A 20,348-nucleotide genomic window follows, 5' to 3' on the forward strand; every position below is an offset into this window, starting at 1 on the left:
GTGGCGTCAGCCGGCGGCCAGCGCGTTGCGGGCCTGGGCGGCGCGGCTGAGCTTGAGGCGGTAGCAGCCGCCCATCACCAGCAGCCACACGGGGATGGCATAGACCGAGACGTTGATGCCGGGGGTCAGCAGCATCACCCCGAGGATGAACGCCACGAAGGCCAGGCACAGCCAGTTGCCGAAGGGCGACCAGAAGGCACGGAAGGCGGTGCGTACGCCCTCGCGGTCCTTGTGCTGGCGGAACTTGAGGTGGGCGTAGCTGATCATCGCCCAGTTGATCACCAGGGTGGCCACCACCAGGGACATCAGCAGTTCCAGGGCGTTGTGCGGCAGCACGTAGTTCACCAGCACCGCCAGCCCGGTTACCAGGGCCGACACCACCAGTGCCGGCACCGGCACGCCGCGCTTGTCCACACGGGCCAGAGCGCGGGGGGCGTCGCCCTGTTCGGCCAGGCCCACCAGCATGCGGCCGTTGCAGTAGGTGCCGCTGTTGTAGACCGACAGTGCGGCGGTCAGCACCACGAAGTTCAGCAGGTGGGCGGCGGTGTCGCTGCCGATCAGCGCGAAGATCTTCACGAAGGGGCTGCCGCTGTACGGATCGCCGGCGCTGCTGATGCTGGCCAGCAGGGCATCCCAGGGGCTGAGGGCGAGCAGCACCACCAGGGCGCCGACGTAGAAGATCAGGATGCGCCAGATCACCTGGTTGATCGCCTTGGGGATCACCTGGCTGGGTTTCTCCGCCTCGGCGGCGGTGAAGCCGAGCATCTCCAGCCCGCCGAACGAGAACATGATGAAGGCCATGGCCATCACCAGCCCGCTGATGCCGTTGGGGAAGAAGCCGCCGTGGGCCCAGAGGTTGGTGACGCTGGCCTGCTCGCCGCCATTGCCGCTGAACAGCAGCCAGCAGCCGAGGATGATCATGCCGACGATGGCCACCACCTTGATCATGGCGAACCAGAACTCGGCCTCGCCGAACAGCTTCACGTTGGCCAGGTTGATGGCGTTGACCAGCACGAAGAAGGCTGCGGCCGTGGCCCAGGTGGGCACGTCGGGCCACCAGAAGTGGATGTACTTGCCCACCGCCGTGAGTTCGGACATGCCCACCAGGATGTACAGCACCCAGCAGTTCCAGCCCGAGAGGAAGCCGGCGAAGCCGCCCCAGTACTGGTGCGCGAAGTGGCTGAAGGAGCCGGCGACCGGCTCGTCGACGATCATCTCGCCGAGCTGGCGCATGATCAGGAAGGCGATGAAACCGCAGATGGCGTAGCCGAGGATCATCGACGGCCCGGCGGACTTGAGCACCCCGGCGGAGCCGAGGAACAGGCCGGTGCCGATGGCGCCACCGAGGGCGATGAGCTGGATGTGGCGGTTCTTCAGGCCGCGCTTGAGCGATCCGGTGTGTTGCGCGTCGTGCATGGCGTCACCTTTTCTTGTTGTCGTGACGGAAATCGAACCCGCTGCGCTTGTGGCGCGGCGGCGTGGGCAAGGCGGTTGACCTTTAGTGGCCGTGCATGGGCACGTCCCCGAGTGGGGGCCGCGATTGTACAGGCGCAGGTGGGAGGATGCGCGCCGGCACCACCGGGTCACAGGCGGGCGGGGCGAGGGCGGGGAGGCGCACGCGGGCGCCGGGCAGCAAGGCTGGGGTCACGGTGACCTCCGGTTGTTGTTCTTGTCGGTCGAGCGCGGCCATCTGACCCCGCCGCACCGGCGCGAAACAAGGCACAGTCGCGCACCGGAACTGTGCTGGCCGGCGCTGGGCGCGGCAGCTTTTCCTGACAGCACCGCCCCGCGCCCCGGCAATGCCGGGTGCGGGCGTAACGTTTGCTTGACAGGCTGGTGCGCCGACGTGACGCAGGGGCGGCTCAGTGCTGCAGGTGGCCGTAGAGGCGGGCGTAGAGGCCGCCGTGGTCGATCAGGCGCTGGTGGTCGCCGTCCTCGGCGATGCGCCCGCCGTCGAACACCAGTACCCGGTCGGCCTGCTTCACCGCCGACAGGCGATGGGCGATGACCAGGGTGGTACGGCCGGCGAGGAAGCGCGCCAGGGCCTGGTGCAGGGCGTATTCGGTGGCCGCGTCCAGGGCCGAGGTGGCCTCGTCGAGGATCACCACCTTTGGCTCGGCCAGCACCATCCGGGCGATGGCCAGGCGCTGGCGCTGGCCGCCGGACAGGCGCACGCCGGAGCGCCCGACGATGCTGTCCAGGCCCTTGGGCAGGGCGCGGATGGTCTCGGCCAGCTGGGCGATCTCCAGGGCCTGCCAGCAGGCCTCGTCGCTGCGCTCGCGGCCCATGGTCAGGTTGGCGCGCACGCTGTCGTTGAACAGCGCCGGGTGCTGCAGCACCACCGCGACGTGTTCGCGCACCCGCTCCAGGCCGATCTCCTCCAGGCTGGCGCCGCCGAAGCGGATGCTGCCGGCCTGGGGCGTGTAGAGACCCAGCAACAGCTGCACCAGGGTGCTCTTGCCACCGCCGCTGGCGCCGACGATGGCGACCTTCTCGCCGGGGGCGATGGTCAGGTCGAGGCCGTCCAGCACCGGCTCCTCGCCGTAGGCGAAGCGCAGGCCGCGCACCTCGACGCCCACGGTGCGGTGGTCGGCGAAGGGGTCGATGCGCGGCGGGTACTGCGGCTCGTCGGCCCGTGCCAGCAGCTCGTTGAGGCGGCTCAGTGCGCCGCCGGCGGCGTAGAAGGCGTACTGCAGGCCGAGCAGCTGCTCCACCGGGCCGATCATGAACCAGAGGTAGCTGAACACCGCCAGCATCTGGCCGATGGACAGGTCGGAGAACAGCACGGTGAGCATCGCCGCGCCGCGGAACACGTCGATGCCGAACTGGAACAGCAGGCCGCTGGTGCGCCCGGCGGCGTCGCTCTTCCATTGCGAGGCCACGGCGTAGTCGCGCACTTCCCGCGCCCGTTCGCCGAGGCGGCCGAGGAAGAAGCCCTGGCGGTTGCCGGCGCGGATCTCCTGGATGGCCTCCAGGGTCTCGGTCAGGGCCTGGGTGAAGCGGGCGGTGCTGTCGTTCTCCAGCTTCTTCAGGTGCTTCACGCGCTTGCCCAGCTGCACCGTGGCGTAGATCACCAGCGGGTTGAACAGCAGGATCAGCAGCGCCAGCTTCCAGTGCATCCACATCAGGATGCCGGCGGTGCCCACCAGGCTGAGCATGGCCACCAGGAAGCGGCTGAGGGTCTCGCCGATGAACTTGTCCAGGGTGTCCAGGTCGGTCACCAGGTGGGCCGAGACGGTGCCGCCGCCGAGGCTTTCGTACTCGCCAAGGGAGATGCGCTTGAGGCGTTCGATCAGGCGCACCCGCAGGCGGTACACCACGTCCTTGGAGAGGCGGGCGAACAGGCGTGCCTGCAGCACGTTGAACACCAGGGCGCAGCTGCGCAGCACCAGGGTGACGGCCAGCATCAGGCCGATGTAGCCCACCGGCCCCTGCCAGGCATCGGGCAGGAAGCCGTCCATGAAGCGCAGGGCGGCGTCGCCCTTGCCCAGCAGCACTTCGTCCACCAGCAGCGGCAGCAGCAGCGGGATCGGCACGGCGCAGAGCGCGGCGAGGATGGCCACGCCGTTGGCCAGCCAGAGGGCCTTGCGGTGGCGCAGGGCGAGGCGGCGGATCTCCGCCCAGCTCAGCTGGTCAACCATGGGCGATGCGCTCCAGCCAGCGGCCCAGCAGCGGTTGCAGGTCACTCAGCGGCTGGTAGCCGTTGGTCAGCAGGGCCAGCTGGCCATCGCGTTCGGCCAGCAGGGTGGGGAAGCCGGCGATGCCCAGGTCCTGCACCCAGGTGAAGTCCTCGGCGGTGGCCTGGCGGGTGGCCGGGTCATCGAAGGCCTCGGCGAACTCGATGCGCGGGATGCCGGCTGTTTCGGCCAGGGCCACCAGTTGCTGGGCCTGGGTCACGTCCTGGCCTTGTGCATAGAAGGCGTGCTGGATGCTGCGGGCCAGCGCCCAGGTGGCGTCTTCGTCGAGCCCGCGCGCGGCCACCAGGGCCCGGCACGCCGGTTCGGTGTCGTAGACGAAGCCGTCGGGCAGCGCGCCGTCGAAGCGGAACGGCTGGCCGGTGGCCTGCTCGACGGCGTGCCAGTGTTCGAGGATGTAGCGCCGCGTGGTCGGCTCCAGCGCTGCGCCCTGGCCGGTGCGCAGGCCACCGACCACCAGGCGCAGCGGCACGCCGGCGTCACGCGCCTGCTCGATCAGCGCTCCGGCCACCGGGGCGAACCCCCAGCACCAGGAGCACATGGGGTCCATCACGTAGAGCAGGCGTGCGTTGGCCATGGCGATCCCTCGTCGTCGGTCAGTGTTCCGGATTCTGCCGCGGGTCGCGGCCGATGGGGTGGGGCTGGTTGCGCTGCTTGGCCAGCTCGATCTGCTTCTGCCGTTCACGGGCGCTGGCGCGGGTCTTCTCCGAGAGGCTGTCCCAGCAGTGGGGGCAGCTGATGCCGGGGGCGTAGTGCGGGGACTGGCGGTCTTCCACCGAGATCGGGTTGCGGCAGGCGTGGCACTGGTCGTAGTCGCCTTCGCTGAGGTCGTGGCGCACGGTCACGCGGTTGTCGAAGACGAAGCAGTCGCCGCGCCACAGGCTCTGCTCCTGGGGCACGTCCTCCAGGTACTTGAGGATGCCGCCCTTGAGGTGGAAGACTTCTTCGAAGCCCTGGTTGAGCATGTAGCTGGAGGCCTTCTCGCAACGGATGCCGCCGGTGCAGAACATCGCCACCTTCTTGTGCACCGCCGGGTCGTAGTGGGCCTTGATGTACTCGGGGAACTCGCGGAAGGACTTGGTCTTCGGGTCCACCGCGCCTTCGAAGGTGCCGATGGCCACTTCGTAGTCGTTGCGGGTGTCGATCAGCAGCACCTCGGGGTCGCTGATGAGGGCGTTCCAGTCCTGCGGCTCGACGTAGGTGCCCACCTGCTGGTTCGGGTCCACGCCCGGCACGCCGAGGGTGACGATCTCTTTCTTCAGCTTGACCTTGGTGCGGTAGAAGGGCTGCTCGTCGCAGTAGGACTCCTTGTGGTCCAGGTCGACGAAGCGTGGGTCGACCTTGAGCCAGGCCAGCAGGGCGTCGATGCCCTCGCGGGTGCCGGACACGGTGCCGTTGATGCCTTCCTCGGCGAGCAGCAGGGTGCCCTTGATGCCGTGCTCGGTCATGGTCTTGAGCAGGGGCTCGCGCAGGGCGACGTAGTCTTTCAGGGATACGAACTTGTAGAGCGCCGCGACAACGATGCGGGACATGAAAACCTCCAGTGGTCGCCCACGCAAAGGGCGGACCGGGTGACAGAAACGACAGCGCCGGCTGGGCCGGCGCTGGGGGCGGAGTCTATCAAAAACCGCTGGGTCACGGATGTGGGGGAATGTCTCAGTCGTCGGGTGGGGAGGTCATGAGCGGTGGATTGCTCGAGGTCTGGCTGTATATCGAGTTCTGCGGATGTTCTTTGTTTCGCCTTCCCAGGCGAGTTTCTTTTTTCAGTCGTCGGAATGCCGCCCACAAAAAAGAAACCAAAAAGGCTCGCCCCTGCATCCGGGTCCCGCTTCGCGGGCCTTCCCTCGCTCCGTCATTGCTACGGGGGCCGGCGCGATGGGCCATCCATGGCCAGGCGCGCCTCTCGCGGCATCCATGCCGCTCGTCCCCCTGCGCAACGACTGCGCTCGGTCTCCTGAAGGGGCAGGTTCCCTGCCTCAACTTCTCAGCCACATGCAATTTCGGAGTGCGCTTCAGATGGACTGCTCTCCAAAAAAACAGGCGCCACGAGGGCGCCACAGGGAGCAATGAACAATGCCCTTGTTCTGACCCCCTGGGGGCCGACACGTTCAGTCGTTGGCCCGGATCGGTGGTTTCAGGCCGTCGGCACGGGCCAGACGCCGCCGTCGCCGCAGAGGTAGAGGCGGGTGCCCGGGGTGGCGGGTTGTTCCAGCCCGCCGGTGAATTCGCCGAAGGCCGGCAGCAGGCTGACGCTGCGGCCGAGGGCGAAGCAGGGCAGGCGCAGGCTCTGCCGGCCGGGGCCGCGCAGGCGGTGGCAGGGGTGCAGGTGGCCGGCCAGGACGTGGCGCTCGGGGTGGGGTTCGGGCTCGTGGCGCAGGGCGAAGGGGCCGAGCAGCAGTTCGGCCTCGTGCAGGTCGAAGCCGAGGCTGGCGGGCGGGTCGCCGGCGTGGCGGTCGTGGTTGCCGCGCACCAGGTCGACGTGCAGCGCGGGATGCTGTTCGCGCCAGTCGGCCAAGGCCTGCCAGAGGCCGTCGTGGCGCCCGTGGCGGGCGTGCAGGAAGTCGCCGAGGAAGACCAGGCGCCGGGTGTCGTGGCTGTGCAGCAGGCGGTCCAGCCGTGCCAGGTTGGCGGCGGTGGTGCCGGCGGGGACCGGTTGGCCGAGGCGGCGGAAGCTGGCGGCCTTGCCGAAGTGGATGTCGGCGATCAGCAGGCAGTGCTGTTCCGGCCAGTAGAGGGCGCGGTCCCCCAGCAGGCGCAGGCGGGTGCCGGCCAGGTCCACGTCGAGGTGGGTGTTCACGGGCGGCGCCTCCGTCTGGGCGGGGCGTCGGCGGCTTTTTCCAGTTGCGCCACCATGCGGGCGATGCGGTCGGCGAGCTTCTCGGTGCTCAGGCCCTCGCGCAGGCGCTCCACCAGCAGGGGGAAGGCCAGCGGGGTGGCGCGTTCGACGTCCTTCACCACCAGGCGCCGCTGGCGCAGGCGGGCGAGGGCGTCGGCCAGGCGTGGCAGGTCCAGCTCCTGGCGCAGGGCTTCGTCGCGGGCCTGGTGCAGCAGGCGGTTGTCCGGGTCGTACTGGCGGAACACGTCGAAGAACAGGCTGCTGGAGGCCTGCAGCTGGCGGGTGCTTTTGTGCGCCCCGGGCGGGCCGCTGTAGAGCAGGCCGGCGATCTGGGCGATCTCGCGGAAGCGGCGGCGGGTCAGCTCGCTGGCGTTGAGGCTGTCCAGCAGTTCGGTGAGCAGGTCGCCGTCCTCCAGCAGGGCGGGCAGGCGGGCGTCGTCCCAGTCGGGGGCTTCGGCGGCCAGCAGCTCCAGGCCGTAGTCGTTGACGGCGATGGAGAAGGTGCCGGGGCGCTGGCGGGCCAGTCGCCAGGCCAGGAGGCTGGCAAGGCCCAGGTGCACGTGGCGGCCGGCGAAGGGGTAGAGGAACAGGTGCCAGCCCTCCCGCGAGTGCAGGCGCTCCACCAGCAGGTTGTCGTCCTCGGGCAGGGCGGACCAGGCAGCCTGCAGGCTCAGCAACGGGCGCACGAGCTGCAGTTCGGGGCTGTCGTAGCGGCCCTGGGCGGCCTCGCCGAGCTGGTGCACCAGGGCGGCGGCCAGTTCGCTGGAGAGCGGCATGCGCCCGCCGTTCCAGCGCGGGATGGCGGCCTTGCGGGCGCTGGAGCGGCGTACGTAGGCGGTCATGCCTTCCACCCGCACCAGTTCCAGGTGGCGGCCGGCGAAGAGGAACACCTCGCCGGGGCGCAGGCGGGCGATGAAGCTCTCTTCGATGCTGCCCAGGTGGCCGGCGGCACCGCCCTTGCCCCAGAAGCGCACCTGCAGGCTGGCGTCGCCGACGATGGTGCCGACGCTCTGCCGGTGGCGCCGGGCCAGGGCGCGGTTGGGTACGCGCCAGAGGCCCTGCTCGTCGGGCTCCACCCGCTGGTAGTCGGGGTAGGCGCTGAGGGAGCTGCCGCCGTGGCGGACGAAGGCCAGGCACCAGGCCCAGTCGGCGGCGTCGAGGTGGCGGTAGGCCCAGGCGCCGCGCACTTCCGCCAGCAGTGCGTCGGGCTGGAAACCGCCCCCCAGGGCCATGCTGACCAGGTGCTGCACCAGCACGTCGAGGGGCTTTTCCGGGCTCTGCCGGGCTTCGATGCGGCGCTCGGCCACGGCCTGGCGGGCGGCGACGGCCTCCACCAGTTCGAGGCTGTGGGTGGGCACCAGGGTGACCCGCGAGGTGCGGCCGGGGGCGTGCCCGGAGCGGCCGGCGCGCTGCATGAGGCGGGCGATGCCCTTGGCGGTGCCGATCTGCAGGACCCGTTCGACGGGCAGGAAGTCCACCCCCAGGTCGAGGCTGGAGGTGCAGACCACGGCCTTGAGCCGGCCGTGCTTGAGGGCGTCCTCGACCCATTCGCGCACCTCGCGGGACAGCGAGGCGTGGTGCAGGGCGATCAGCCCGGCCCAGTCGGGCCGCGCCTCCAGCAGGGCCTGGTACCAGAGTTCGGCCTGGGAGCGGGTGTTGGTGAACATCAGGCTGCTGGGGCTGGCCTCCAGTTCGGCGACCACCTTGGGCAGCATGCGCAGGCCCATGTGGCCGGCCCAGGGGAAGCGTTCGACGCTGTCGGGGAGCAGGGTGTCCACCGCCAGGGCCTTGTCCTGGCGGCCTTCCAGCAGCAGGCCCTGGCCGTCGGGTACCAGCACCTCCAGGGCGTGGTCGAGGTTGCCGAGGGTGGCGGAGAGGCCCCAGGTCACCAGTTGCGGGTGCCAGCGGCGCAGGCGTGCGAGGGCCAGCTGCAGTTGCACGCCGCGCTTGCTGCCGAGCAGTTCGTGCCATTCGTCCACCACCACCATCTGCAGGTGGGCGAAGGCCTCGGCGGCGTCGGCGCGGGTCAGCAGCAGGGTGAGGCTTTCCGGGGTGGTGACCAGGGCGCTGGGCAGGCGCCGGGCCTGGCGGGCGCGCTCGCTGCTGCCGGTGTCGCCGGTGCGCAGGCCGAGGCTCCAGGGCAGGCCGAGGGCGTCCAGGGGCGCCTGCAGGGCGCGGGCGGTGTCGGCGGCCAGGGCGCGCATGGGGGTGATCCACAGCACCGAGAGGGGCAGCGGCTTGGCGGGGCTGGCGGTGCCGGGGGCGATGGCGTCGAGGGCGGCGAACCAGGCGGCGTAGGTCTTGCCGGAGCCGGTGGTGGCGTGGAGCAGGCCGGAGCGGCGCTGGCGGGCGGCGTCCCAGAGCTGGCGCTGGAAGGGGAAGGGCGTCCAGCCCTGGGCGTCGAACCAGGCTTCGGAGGGGCGGCTCATGCATCGTCCTCTGCCGGGGCATCGCCCAGCAGGGCGTGCAGGCTGGCCAGGGTGTCGGCGTCCTCCACGGGTTTGTCGCGGCGCCAGCGCAGCATGCGTGGGAAGCGCACGGCGACGCCGCTCTTGTGCCGGCGCGAGCGGGCGATGCCTTCGAAGCCCAGTTCGAACACCAGGCTGGGGGTGACGCTGCGCACCGGGCCGAACTTCTCCACGGTGGTGCGGCGGATGATGGCGTCCACCTGGCGCATCTCCTCGTCGGTGAGCCCGGAGTAGGCCTTGGCGAAGGGCACCAGGCTGCGCGGGGCGTCGCCTTCGCCCTCGGCCCAGACGGCGAAGGTGAAGTCGGTGTAGAGGCTGGCGCGGCGGCCGTGGCCACGCTGGGCGTAGATGAGCACGGCGTCGACGCTGTAGGGGTCGAGCTTCCATTTCCACCAGGTGCCGTCCTCGCGGGTGCGGCCGACGCCGTAGAGGGCGTCGCGGGCCTTGAGCATGAGGCCTTCCACGCCCTGTTCGCGGGCGCGCTGGCGTTCGGCGGCCAGGGCCTCCCAGGTGGCGCCGGTGACTTCCGGGGACAGCCCCAGCAGCGGGGTGTCGAGCCCCGCCAGCAGCTGTTCGAGCTGGGCGCGGCGGGCCTGTTGCGGGCGGCTGCGCCAGTCTTCGCCCTGCCATTCCAGCAGGTCGTAGGCCAGCACCCGCACGGGGGCGTCTTCCAGCATCTGGCGGGTCAGGCGCTTGCGGCCGATGCGCTGTTGCAGCAGGGCGAAGGGCTGGGCGCGGCCGTCTTTCCAGACCAGCAGTTCGCCGTCGATCACGCAGCCGTCGGGCAACTGCCGGCAGAGGGCGTGCAGCTCGGGGAAGCGCTCGGTGACCAGCTCTTCGCCCCGGGACCAGATCCACAGCTGGCCGTCGCGGCGTACCAGTTGCGCGCGGATGCCGTCCCACTTCCATTCCGCCAGCCAGTCGCTGGGCGGGCCGAGGCGTTCGTCGAAGGCCTCGGGCTCCAGCTGCAGCGGGTGGGCGAGGAAGAAGGGATAGGGCTGGCCGCCGCGTTCGCGGTGCTCGTCGGGGCTTTCGGCGGCGATCAGCCGGCGGTAGCCGTCGGCGCTGGGGACGCGGCTGATGTCGGTGTAGCCGACCATGCGCTGGGCGATGCGCTTGGGGTCCAGGCCGCTGAGGCTGGCCAGGGCGCGGGTCACCAGCAGGCGCGAGACGCCGACGCGGAAGGCGCCGGTGATGAGTTTGTTGAACACCAGCAGGCCGTCGCGATCGAGCCGCGCCCAGAGCCGCGACAGGCGCTCGGTGAGTTCGGCCGGCGGCAGGCCGCGCAGGGGCAGCAGGTGCTCTTCCAGCCACTGGGCGAGGCCCTCCTGGCTGTCGCTGGCGGCGGGGGGCAACAGCAGGGCGATGGTTTCGGCGAGGTCGCCGACGCTCTGGTAGCTCTCTTCGAAGAGCCATTCGGGCAGGCCGGTGACGGCCAGGGTGCTGGCCTTGAGCTGGCGCACCGGCACCAGTTGGCGCGGTTTGCCGCCGCTGAGGAAGTACACGGCCCAGGCGGCGTCTTCGGCGCTGGCCTGGCGGAAGTAGTCCTCCAGGGCGGCGAGCTTGGCGTTGCTGGAGGTGCTGGCGTCGAGGCGCACGTAGAGGTCGGCGAAGGCCTTCATGCGGGGGCCTCCGGGGTGGCGTCGGCGCTGTCGGGGGTGTCGTCCTCGTCGCCGTACTCGGTGCTGAAGCCCTGGGCGTCGAGGCCCTGTTCGCGCAGGTAGCGCACAAGCACGGGGACCGAGCCGTGGGTGACGAAGACCCGCTCCGCGCCGCTCTGCTGCACGGCCCAGAGCAGGCCGGGCCAGTCGGCGTGGTCGGAGAGCACGAAGCCGCGGTCCACGCCCCTGCGGCGACGGGCGCCACGCAGGAGCATCCAGCCGCTGGCGAAGGCGTCGCTGTAGTCGCCGAAGCGGCGCATCCAGGTGCTGCCACCGGCGGAAGGCGGGGCGATGACCAGGGCTTCGCGCAGCAGCGGGTCGTTGCGCTTGAGTTCGCCGGCGTAGCGGGTGGCTGCCAGGCGCACGCCGGCTTCGCGGTAGACGCGGTTGAGGGGCTCCACGGCGCCGTGGACGAGGATCGGGCCGGGTTCGTCCGCCAGGCCGTGGAGCAGCCGCTGGGCCTTGCCGAAGGCGTAGCTGAACAGCACGCTGGCGCGCCCGGCGGCACGGTTGGCCTGCCACCACTGGCGCACCTGGTCCATGACCTGGGCCTGGGGCTGCCAGCGGTAGATGGGCAGGCCGAAGGTGGATTCGGTGATGAAGCAGTGGCAGCGCACCGGCTCGAAGGGGGCGCAGGTGCCGTCGGCTTCGGTCTTGTAGTCACCGGAGGCGACCCAGACCTGGCCCTGGTGTTCCAGGCGCACCTGGGCGGAGCCGAGCACGTGGCCGGCGGGGTGCAGGCTGATGCGCACGCCGTTGTGCAGCAGGGCTTCGCCGTAGTCCAGGGTCTGCAGGGGCACGTCGCCGAGGCGGGCACGCAACACGCCGGCACCGGGGGTGGCGGTGAGGTAGTGGCCGTTGCCGCTGCGGGCATGGTCACCGTGGCCGTGGGTGATGACGGCGCGGGCGACGGGTTTCCAGGGATCGATGTAGAAATCGCCGGGCGGGCAGTAGAGGCCCTCCGGCCGGGCGACGACCAGGTCCATGGGATGCCTTGCTGTGGGTTCGTGTCTGCTGACCCTGCCGTGCGCCGGTTGGTTCGCCCTCAACGCGATGGACGTCGCAGTTGGACGCGGCATTCGTCGCCGGAGGTGGCCTGGAGCGCGGCAGGTGCGTCAAGATCGTGAACGGCCAGAAGGCCGGTTTCAAGGAGGATGTCCGATGGAGGCTCTCAAAGCCTATTTCCAGCGTCATGGCCACGCCCCGTTCCGGGTCGGGGAAGGGCGCATCAGTGGTTACCTGTCTGCGGCACTGGGCCTGTTGAGCCTCTGCGCGGTGCTGTGTTTCCTGTTTCCCGAGTGGCTGACCTTCGCGGAGTTCCGCAAGGTCTACAGCGAGCAGTTCGCCCGTACGGTGCTGCTGGTGGGCCTGGTGCTGTCGTTCAGCCTGGGCACGCTGAACATCCTGCTGAACCGGCGCAAGCGCCTGGGCTTCACCGGCATCGCGGCCTCGGGGCTGGCGGTGTTCCTGGGGGGGACCAACATCCAGTTCGAGACCATCGGCGAGACGCCCTATTCCCTGGGGCTGGACTGGTTCGTGCTGGCGCTGCTGGTGTCGGCCATCGTCTTCATCCCGCTGGAGAAGCTGTACGCGAAGGACCCGGAGCAGAACATCCTGCGGCCGCACTGGCGCACGGACCTGGCGTACTTCTTCGTAAGCCACATGCTGGTGCAGTTCATCCTGATCTTCGTCACTGCGTCCTCCACCCTGCTGGGGGGCTGGGCGGTCTCGGCGACCTTCCAGGCCGGCGTGCAGTCCATGCCGATCTGGCTGCAGTTCATCCTCGCGGTGCTGGTGGCGGACCTCGGCCAGTACTGGCTGCACCGCCTGTACCACGTGGTGCCCTGGCTGTGGCGCTTCCATGCGGTGCACCACTCCAGCACGTCGATGGACTGGCTGGCCGGCTCGCGCATCCACTTCGTGGAGATCCTGCTGACCCGTACCGGGGTGCTGGTGCCGCTGATGCTGATGGGCTTCTCGCCCCAGGCGATGAACGCCTACGTGATCCTGGTGGGCGTGCAGGCGGTGCTGGCCCACGCCAACGTGCGCATCGATGGCGGCTGGCTGAACTACCTGCTGGTGCTGCCGCGCTACCACCACTGGCACCACGCCCGGCACCCGGACTACATCTACAAGAACTATGCGATCCACCTGCCGATCGTCGACATGGTGTTCGGCACCTTCAAGCTGCCGCCGAAGGAGTGGCCGACCCGCTACGGGGTGTTCGGCAAGCCGCTGCCGGACGGCATCCTGCGCCAGCACCTGTATCCCTTCCTGAAGCCGGAGCCCAAGGCGCCGGTGAAGCCCAAGGCGTCCTGAACCCGGGCGGCCCCTGTGCAATGCAGGGGCCGCTTTCCCTGGCTTTTCCCTTCTTGCCGATTTCCCGGGCTGAAGCCCGGGCTACGTCCGTGCATTTTTCCGCAGGTTGGCGCCGAGCTCGCGATGCCCGACGTTGGGCGTCTGGATCGGCCGGGAGGCTTTTCACGGGCAAAAGAAAGGGCGCCGGTAAGGGCGCCCTGAAGATGTGATCTATGGAGTAAGTCCGTTTACATAGACAGCCACCACGCGGGGAGTTCCGCGTGGTGGTGATCATTTTTGCGGGGTGAGCATCAGCCGCTTGGTGCCGTAGACGCCGTCGAGGTTCTGCGACTGGAACGGGAAGCTCAGGTAGCGGGCCTTGAGCCAGGCGTCGATGCCGTCGGCGTAGTGCGGGCTGGCGGGGTTGCCGGACTGGCCGGAGCTGTTGAGGCCGATCATGGGTTCCGGCTGGCCGAAGTCGACGATGATGCGCATGGCCGGGATCAGCCAGGTGTCGAAGTCGTTGCCCCAGTTGTAGCCGGAGACGTTGAGGGTGTTCATGTCGCCGCCGGCGGGGTAGGGGCCGCGGTCCAGGTAACCCTTGATGGCGTTGATGCTGGTGCGCTGGCTGGCGCTCATGTAGGGCGCGAGACGGGTGGTGTCGGTGGCCCAGGTGTAGGTGTGCAGCTTGCCCCACTGCCAGCTGCGGCGGTCGGCGCCGAGCTTGCCTTCGGCGAAGCTGACGGCGGCGGCGAGGCTGCGGGCGAGGATGGCGGGCTTGTCTTCCTTCTGCGGGGTGCGCACGTCGTCCCAGAAGGGGCTGTCGGCGCGGCCCAGGAGGTGGTCGGCCTGGGCGGAGTAGGAGAGGTTGGCGGTCTCCACCAGGGCCTGCCAGGCGGGGCTGGTGTCCGGGCCCAGTTCGTCGAGGAAGATCTGCCGCGCACTCTCGTGGAGGAAGGCTTCGTAGTAGACGGCGTCGGCCGAGGTCGGGGCGAGGTTGCCGTCGAAGGCCAGCAGGCGGCTCAGGGCTTCGCGGGCACGGTCACGCTCGGCGCCGGGCAGGGCGTCGATGGCCTGCTTGAGCGGCTGGGCCATGGCCGGGTCTTCGAACATGGCCTTGAGCTTGGCGGCGAAGGGGGTGGTCTGGTCGTACTGCATGGCGATCATGCTGCGGGTGTCGTGCTTGCCGCTGCCGGCCAGCTGGGCGATGCGCTCGGCCCGCTCGGGGTAGAACCAGGAGTTGGACAGCTGCACGCCATAGCCGCCCTGGACGGTGCGCTGGTTGGCGGTGCCGAGCCAGCCCTGGGGCGGGTCCTGGTCGTAGGGGTGGAGCATGGGGTCGGCGTAGCCGTCCCAGTCGTAGCGGCTGTCCCAGCCGGGAGAGGGCATCAGGCCCCGGCCTTCACGGCGGTTCGGGTAGCGGCCGGTGACCTGCCAGGCGATGTGCTGGGCGTCGGCGGTGAGCAGGTTGAGGCCGATGGCGCGGATGGCACGGGTGGCTTCGGCGGCCTGCTCCACGGACTGGGCGCGGGACAGGTCGAAGAAGGCGTCGAGGGTGGTGTCCTGCTCGAACTGGGCGGTCTTCAGGGCGATGCCCAGGCCGCTCTTCAGCTCCACCGGCTGCAGCGGGTGCTTGCGCTGGCCGAGCACGGAGTTGAGCAGCGGGCCGTGGCGGGTCTCGTAGATGGTCTCGCGGATCGGGCGCTCGCCCTTGATGAAGAAGGTCTCGTTGCGCTCGATGGCCGGCTGCCATTTGCCGTCGGCCAGGTAGTAGAGGCGGTTGCCTTCGCGCTTGACCTTCTCCAGGTAGAGGTCCTGGTTGTCGGCCATGACCATGGTCATGCCCCAGGCGAGCTTGCCGTTGAAGCCGGCGACGATGGCCGGGACACCCGCCACCGAGACGCCGGCGGCCTGGAATTTCGGCGAGCGGATCTGCACGAAGCTCCAGATGGAGGGCATGGACAGCGGCAGGTGGGTGTCGTTGGCGAGGATGCTCTTGCCATTGCGCGCGCGCTGCGGGGCGATGGCCCAGTTGTTGGAGGCGGCGACGCCGAGCATGCCGAGGCCGGCCACCTGGCCGGCGGCCTGGTCGATGCTGGCCAGGCCGGGGATCTGCCCGCCGAGGTTGAGGCCCTTGAGCTTTTCGGCTTCGTCGAAGGGCAGGTTCTCGTCGGGGTAGATCGGCAGCAGCCAGGCCACCTTGTCGGCGCCGACCTTCTGCGCCATGACCAGGGAGGCGATTTCTTCCTGCAGGTTCACCGCCAGGCCGAAGTTGAGCAGGGTGAAGACCAGCACCGAGTCCTCGGGCTTCCAGTAGGCGGGCCGGTAGCCGGATTCGGCCAGGTCCATCGGCAGCTTGTCGCGGTAGCGGTAGAGGTAGGCGTTGACGCCCCGGGCGTAGACCTCGAAGAAGGACTTCAGGCGCGGGGAGGCGTTCTTGTAGAGGAGGTCGGCGCTCTTGCGCAGGTTGGCCGCGCGCATGAAGCGGTCGATCTCCAGTACGCCCGGGCCGGCCATCTCTGCCAGGCGGCCTTCGGCCATGAGGCGCAGGCCGACCATCTGGCTGAGGCGGTCGGAGGCGTGCACGTAGCCCATGGCGAAGAGGGCGTCGTGGAAGGTGGTGGTTTCGATCAGCGGCATGCCCAGCGGGTTGCGGCGGATCGAGACGCTCTGCGCCAGGCCCTTGACCGGCTGGAAGCCGGAGGTGGGCGGCAGGCTGTCGGCGTAGCGGCTGTCCAGCCAGGACTGGCAGCCGGTGAGGCCGACCATGGCGCTGAGGGCGGCGCCCAGGCAGAAGGTGGAGATGAGGCGCTTGGGCGCAGGCGAAGCCATGGGGCGGTGTCTCCCGGGGAAGGCGGCGGTTCGAAACGCGCTACGTTAGAGAGCGTCTTCGGACTGCGCAAGGGCCGGATGACCGGCCTTCCGACGGGGGCGCCCGGGCAGTGCCCGACGCCCGTTGCATCACGGGTGCCGGGCGCTGTGCAGGGGTTACTTCCGGACGGCAGCGGCGGGGTTGATGCGCTCCACCAGGTCGTAGGCGCGGACGGTGGCCGGGCGCGCCTGGATGGCCTGGAACCAGCGCTTGACGTGGGGGAAGTCGTCCAGGTCCTGCTCCTGGTAGGCGTGGGGCACGATCCAGGGGTAGATGGCCATGTCGGCGATGCTGTAGTCGTCGCCGGCGACGAAGGCGCGGTCGGCCAGGCGGCGGTCGAGCACGCCGTAGAGGCGGGCGGTTTCCTTGACGTAGCGCTGGATGGCGTAGGGCACCTTCTCCGGGGCGAAGCGGTTGAAGTGGTGGTTCTGCCCGGCCATCGGGCCGAGGCCGCCCATCTGCCAGAACAGCCACTGCAGGGCTTCCTGGCGGCCGCGCAGGTCCTGGGGAATGAAGCGCCCGGTCTTCTCGGCGAGGTAGAGCAGGATGGCCCCGGACTCGAACAGCGAGAGCGGTTCGCCGCCGTCCGCCGGCTCGTTGTCGACGATGGCGGGGATGCGGTTGTTGGGGGCGATCTTGAGGAAATGCGGCTGGAACTGTTCGTCCTTGCCGATGTTGATGGGGTGGATCCGGTAGGGGAGGCCGGTCTCCTCGAGGAACAGGGTGATCTTGTGGCCGTTGGGGGTGGTCCAGTAATACAGGTCGATCATGGCGGGACTCCTCGGAACAGCGCTGGAATGGGTCGGTCAGCCTAAAGGATTCCCGGCAGATACGAAAAGGCCCGTACTAGACGGGCCTCGTTGTGCGGATGCGGATCAGGCACCGTGGCACTTCTTGAACTTCTTCTGGCTGCCGCAGGGGCAGGGATCGTTGCGGCCCACTTCCTTCAGCGGGTTGCGCACGGGCTCCTGGTGACCGTGGTTGCAGTGCGGGCCGTGGACGTGGTGGTGATCGTGGTCATGGTCGTGGTTGCAGTCGGGACCATGGACGTGTTCGTGCTGGCTCATGGGGTGGATCACTCCGGGATGTAGTTGCCCGGGATTATCTCGCCATTGCGGGCGAGGTGCACGCTCTTGCCGAACATGAGGCCGGTCTTCACTTCGCCTTCGAGGCGGTAGCGGATGACCTCGTTGGGCTTCTCCAGCAGCTTGACGATGTACTTCATGTGGCGCCACAGGTTGGTGCGCACCGGCACTTCGAAGGTCTCGCGGCCCAGGGCGGGGACGGTGAACCAGGTGTCGGACTCGCCGGTGGCGAGCTTCACGTCGTTGAGGTAGACGGTGTAGGCCAGGCCACGGATGGGCAGGCTGACGTCGTTGGGGTTGTCTACGCGAAAGCGCAGCAGGAACTGTTGTTCGAGGAGACGGGCCTTGATCACGTCGACCTTGACCAGTTGCACGTCGGGATCGCGAAAGCCCCCGGTCAGCCAGGTGGAACAACCGGAAAGGCCCGAGGCAGAGAGGGTCAGCAAAACCAGTAGGCTGAGAATTCTTATCGTTTGCGCCTGATAAAACATCGCGATACTCCGAAGACGCTCAAGTGTAACAAGCAACTGCTCGGCTGCAACTTGTTGTTGGCAGAAAAAAACCTGCGCCATACTGCGGGCTGTTTTGGACAGGAGTGTGACCGATGAGCCGCTACGAGATCGCCTTCTCCGGCCAACTGGTTCCCGGTGCGGATGCCGACCAGGTGAAGGCCAACCTCGCCAAGCTGTTCCAGGCCGACGCACAGCGCATAGCCTTGCTGTTTTCCGGCCGGCGCATCGTGATCAAGAACAATCTTGATGCGGCCGGGGCGGAAAAATACCGGGTGACGCTGGAGCGGGCCGGGGCGCGGGTGGATGTGCGCGACATGGACGTGGAGATCGAGGAGGTGGAGCTGGCGCCCCCGCCACCCGCCGAGCCGGCAGCGCCTGCCGTGGCACCGGTGCCCGCTGCTGCGGCTCCCGCAGCCGCACCGGCCGGACGCCTCAAGGTGGCCCCGCGGGACGAGTACATGGCGGCCTTCATGGACGTCGACGCGCCGAACTTCGGCATCGCGCCGGTGGGGGCGGACCTGCAGGACGCCAAGGCCGAGCCGGTGGCGCCGAAGGTGGACCTCAGCCAGTTCAGCCTGGCGCCGGTGGGCAGTGACATGGGCCAGGCCAAGGCCGTGCCGGCTGGCCCGCCGCCGGACATCTCGCACCTGAAGCTGCAGGAATGAACGAAAGAGCCCGCCGATCTGGCGGGCTCTTTCGTTCCGGCCGTTGCGCCCTGCCTCAGCCTTGCGGGGCGGTGCAGGTCTGCTTGGCCTTGTCGGCGTCGTACTTGCGGATGGAGGTGTAGAACAGCTCGCAGGTCTGCACCTTGTTGGTCACCTGCCAGGTCTGCTTGCAGCTGGAAAGGGTGGTGGACGGATCGGCACTTGGGTTGCTGCCCAGCTTGGCCTGCCAGCAGGCAGCGCTGAGATCCTGGCCCATCACCTTGAGGCCGGCGGCGTTCGCCTTGGCTTCGTCGCCGTCGTAGTTGTCCGGGTTGGCGGCGTACCAGATGTAGCTCGGGTGGTTGCTGCCCAGCACCGGGACCTTCTGGTCCTTGCCGAGATCGATCTGCCCGAGGCCGAGCACGCCGATGCTGACGTTGTACTGCTTCTTCACCCAGTCCCGGACCGGCTTGCCGAACGCCACCATGGGCAGCGCCGGCTTGCCGGCGGTGAGCTCCTGGACCATCCGCGTCTGGTAGGGGGTGAAGTAGTCGTAGACGGTTTCCAGGGTGCTGCCCGCGTCGGCCGGGGCGGCGATGGGGGCGATGTCGATGATGGTCTGGTAGCCCGGGGTCGCGTCGGCGGCCACGCCGTTGACCACCAGCAGGCTGGCCCAGCGGTTGGTGGTGGACGACTCGAGGTAGTCCTGCGCCTTGGTCAGGGAGTAGTCCGGCGGGAAGTGCAGCAGCTCGACGCTGCGGCGGTTTTCCAGGGCCATGCCCAGCGGCAGGAAGAAGTACCAGTTGTACTGCCACTGCTTGTCATGGTTCAGGCGCTTGGCGCCTTCGTAGGCGCTGTCACCGGCATCCAGCAGCTTCATCAGCGGCTTGCCGTAGTCGGCCGGCACGCCGGAGAAGTTGGCGTAGACGCCGTCCTTGTCGCGGTGGACCTTCACCGAGGCCTTGGCCAGGCCGTCGCGGGCCAGGCTCTGCTTGAGGTAGTGCTCGACCGTCTGCTCCAGGCTCCAGTCGCGGTAGCAGATGACGTTGCAGTTGTTGGGGTAGGCGAACAGGCGGGTGACCCGCTCGGCGCTGCCGAGTCCGAGGTGGACTTCGGCGGCCTGGCTGGCGCAGGCCATGGCGGCGAGCAGGGGGATGAGCAAATGGCGCTTGGCCATGGGTGTCTCCTTCTTGGGGTTGGCGTGGATTCCTTTCGCTGCGCAGCCGTGTCTAGAGATACCCCGCGCAGCATTTCTTGAATTTCTGCCCGCTGCCACAGATGCAGGGGTCGTTGCGGCCCGCCTTCACCGGCACGGTGGGGTCGATGAAGTACCAGCGCCCGTCACGTTGGACGAAGGACGAGCGCTCGCGATGGGCGTGCTCGCCCTGGCTGTCGTGCCAGCGGGCGGTGAAGGTGACGCGGGCGTGTTCGGGGGCGCCGCCGAGGACTTCGCTGGCCTCCACCTCCAGGCCCAGCCAGGTACTGCCCAGGCTCCAGGCCTTGATCGACTCCTGGTCCAGGCCCGCCTGCTGGCTCGGCAGGGTGGTGGCGAGCAGGTAGTCCACCCGGCCCAGTACGTAGGCGCAGTAGCGCGAGCGCATCAGCGCCTCGGCGCTGGGGGCCGGCTGGCCGGCGTGGTAGCGGCCGCAGCATTGGTCGAGCAGGTTGCCGCTGCCGCAGGCACAAGGGGTTGCGCTCATGGTCACCACCAGTACTTGCCGAAGTTTTCCGGGTTGGCCCAGAACTTCGCGTTCAGCCAGTCGGGCACCTGCTTGTATTCGTGCAGGTCGTAGGTGAACAGGTGCAGCACCTGGCCTTCGCGCTGGAAGGTTTCGGTGGCCTGGAGGGCCAGGGCGAAGAAGTCGGTGTCCTGCCAGCCGCAGGCTGCGAGGTCCACCAGCACGGCGATGCGGCTGGCGTTCAGGTTGCGGATGCCGCCCAGCAGTTCCAGGCCGGTGCGCTTGGGCAGGTGTTCCAGGCAGTCGGCCAGCAGGGCCAGGTCATAGCGCTGGGCCGCCTGGGCGCTGGGCAGCGGGGCGGCGGGGGCGTGTTCCACCTGGCTGTCGGGATGGGCGGCGGCAAAGGCTTCGGCCGCCGGCAGCGGGGTATTGCCCACCAGCAGCAGGCGGGCCGGGGCATAGCGGTCGAGCAGGGCGGCAACGGCCTGCTGCGGAGTGCGGGTGGAAAAGCTCTGGGTCATCGTGGTTCCTCGGACAGGTTTGCGAAGACTAGCTTGCCCGTGGGGCCAGGCCTAGTTCTGCCGGGTGCCTGGCTGGC

At 69.1% G+C, this 20,348-nt stretch carries 16 protein-coding genes and 1 pseudogene; 2 read left to right on the forward strand and 15 right to left on the reverse strand.

Annotation, left to right across the window (positions count from 1 at the left end):
* Positions 1–2: 2 nt before the first annotated feature.
* From PotMrB4_RS07190 to PotMrB4_RS07225, 8 genes and pseudogenes are all read right to left on the reverse strand, one after another.
* A pseudogene (locus tag PotMrB4_RS07190) lies at positions 3–1,416 on the reverse strand (amino acid permease); the annotation flags it as partial.
* 446 nt (positions 1,417–1,862) lie between these two features.
* The gene (locus PotMrB4_RS07195; RefSeq protein WP_172432891.1) at positions 1,863–3,641 is read right to left on the reverse strand and encodes an ABC transporter ATP-binding protein; all 1,779 of its coding nucleotides are present in this window, start codon (positions 3,639–3,641) and stop codon (positions 1,863–1,865) included.
* Entirely contained in the window at positions 3,634–4,272 is a 639-nt protein-coding gene (locus tag PotMrB4_RS07200; protein WP_142011480.1) for a DsbA family protein, read from the reverse strand. The genes PotMrB4_RS07195 and PotMrB4_RS07200 overlap by 8 nt, the downstream gene beginning before the upstream one ends.
* Before the next feature lie 19 nt (positions 4,273–4,291).
* Positions 4,292–5,227: an oxygen-dependent tRNA uridine(34) hydroxylase TrhO gene (gene trhO, locus PotMrB4_RS07205; RefSeq protein ID WP_044413306.1), complete on the reverse strand. Its 936-nt coding sequence runs from the start codon at positions 5,225–5,227 to the stop codon at positions 4,292–4,294.
* Positions 5,228–5,829: 602 nt separating this feature from the next.
* The gene (gene pdeM / locus PotMrB4_RS07210) at positions 5,830–6,492 is read right to left on the reverse strand and encodes a ligase-associated DNA damage response endonuclease PdeM (protein ID WP_172432892.1); all 663 of its coding nucleotides are present in this window, start codon (positions 6,490–6,492) and stop codon (positions 5,830–5,832) included.
* On the reverse strand, positions 6,489–8,960 hold the full coding sequence (locus PotMrB4_RS07215) for a ligase-associated DNA damage response DEXH box helicase (RefSeq protein ID WP_172432893.1): 2,472 nt from the start codon (positions 8,958–8,960) through the stop codon (positions 6,489–6,491). Before PotMrB4_RS07215 ends, pdeM begins: the two co-directional genes overlap by 4 nt.
* Positions 8,957–10,621, reverse strand: a complete 1,665-nt coding sequence (locus tag PotMrB4_RS07220; protein ID WP_172432894.1) for an ATP-dependent DNA ligase — start codon at positions 10,619–10,621, stop codon at positions 8,957–8,959. The genes PotMrB4_RS07215 and PotMrB4_RS07220 overlap by 4 nt, the downstream gene beginning before the upstream one ends.
* On the reverse strand, positions 10,618–11,646 hold the full coding sequence (locus PotMrB4_RS07225; protein ID WP_172432895.1) for a ligase-associated DNA damage response exonuclease: 1,029 nt from the start codon (positions 11,644–11,646) through the stop codon (positions 10,618–10,620). The genes PotMrB4_RS07220 and PotMrB4_RS07225 overlap by 4 nt, the downstream gene beginning before the upstream one ends.
* A gap of 175 nt (positions 11,647–11,821) precedes the next feature.
* Between PotMrB4_RS07225 and PotMrB4_RS07230 the strand changes: the two genes are divergently transcribed.
* Positions 11,822–12,979 (forward strand): sterol desaturase family protein, encoded by a 1,158-nt coding sequence (locus PotMrB4_RS07230; RefSeq protein WP_044413317.1) that lies wholly within the window; start codon positions 11,822–11,824, stop codon positions 12,977–12,979.
* A 270-nt stretch (positions 12,980–13,249) separates the two neighbouring features.
* On the opposite strand, the gene PotMrB4_RS07235 is transcribed toward PotMrB4_RS07230, so the two are convergent.
* From PotMrB4_RS07235 to PotMrB4_RS07250, 4 genes are all read right to left on the reverse strand, one after another.
* Positions 13,250–15,790: a penicillin acylase family protein gene (locus tag PotMrB4_RS07235; RefSeq protein ID WP_172432896.1), complete on the reverse strand. Its 2,541-nt coding sequence runs from the start codon at positions 15,788–15,790 to the stop codon at positions 13,250–13,252.
* A 156-nt stretch (positions 15,791–15,946) separates the two neighbouring features.
* Positions 15,947–16,600 carry a glutathione binding-like protein gene (locus PotMrB4_RS07240; protein ID WP_044413323.1) on the reverse strand — a complete coding sequence of 218 codons (654 nt, stop codon included), beginning with the start codon at positions 16,598–16,600 and terminating at the stop codon, positions 15,947–15,949.
* A gap of 105 nt (positions 16,601–16,705) precedes the next feature.
* Entirely contained in the window at positions 16,706–16,897 is a 192-nt protein-coding gene (locus PotMrB4_RS07245) for an SEC-C metal-binding domain-containing protein (RefSeq protein WP_069562382.1), read from the reverse strand.
* An 8-nt stretch (positions 16,898–16,905) separates the two neighbouring features.
* A complete protein-coding gene (locus tag PotMrB4_RS07250; protein WP_044413328.1) occupies positions 16,906–17,406 on the reverse strand; it encodes an LEA type 2 family protein in 501 nt (166 codons plus the stop codon).
* 113 nt (positions 17,407–17,519) lie between these two features.
* Between PotMrB4_RS07250 and PotMrB4_RS07255 the strand changes: the two genes are divergently transcribed.
* Positions 17,520–18,092, forward strand: a complete 573-nt coding sequence (locus PotMrB4_RS07255; protein WP_172432897.1) for a hypothetical protein — start codon at positions 17,520–17,522, stop codon at positions 18,090–18,092.
* A gap of 55 nt (positions 18,093–18,147) precedes the next feature.
* Here PotMrB4_RS07255 and PotMrB4_RS07260 read toward each other — a convergent pair whose 3' ends face one another.
* Genes PotMrB4_RS07260 through PotMrB4_RS07270 form a run of 3 tightly spaced genes read right to left on the reverse strand, consistent with a single transcriptional unit; the run spans position 18,148 to position 20,271 of the window.
* Positions 18,148–19,248: a hypothetical protein gene (locus tag PotMrB4_RS07260; protein ID WP_172432898.1), complete on the reverse strand. Its 1,101-nt coding sequence runs from the start codon at positions 19,246–19,248 to the stop codon at positions 18,148–18,150.
* A gap of 52 nt (positions 19,249–19,300) precedes the next feature.
* On the reverse strand, positions 19,301–19,771 hold the full coding sequence (locus PotMrB4_RS07265) for a YchJ family protein (protein ID WP_172432899.1): 471 nt from the start codon (positions 19,769–19,771) through the stop codon (positions 19,301–19,303).
* Positions 19,772–19,773: 2 nt separating this feature from the next.
* Entirely contained in the window at positions 19,774–20,271 is a 498-nt protein-coding gene (locus PotMrB4_RS07270; protein ID WP_044413338.1) for a DUF6231 family protein, read from the reverse strand.
* Between the last annotated feature and the right edge of the window lie 77 nt (positions 20,272–20,348).

The organism is Metapseudomonas otitidis, assembly GCF_011397855.1.
GTDB lineage: Bacteria > Pseudomonadota > Gammaproteobacteria > Pseudomonadales > Pseudomonadaceae > Metapseudomonas > Metapseudomonas otitidis.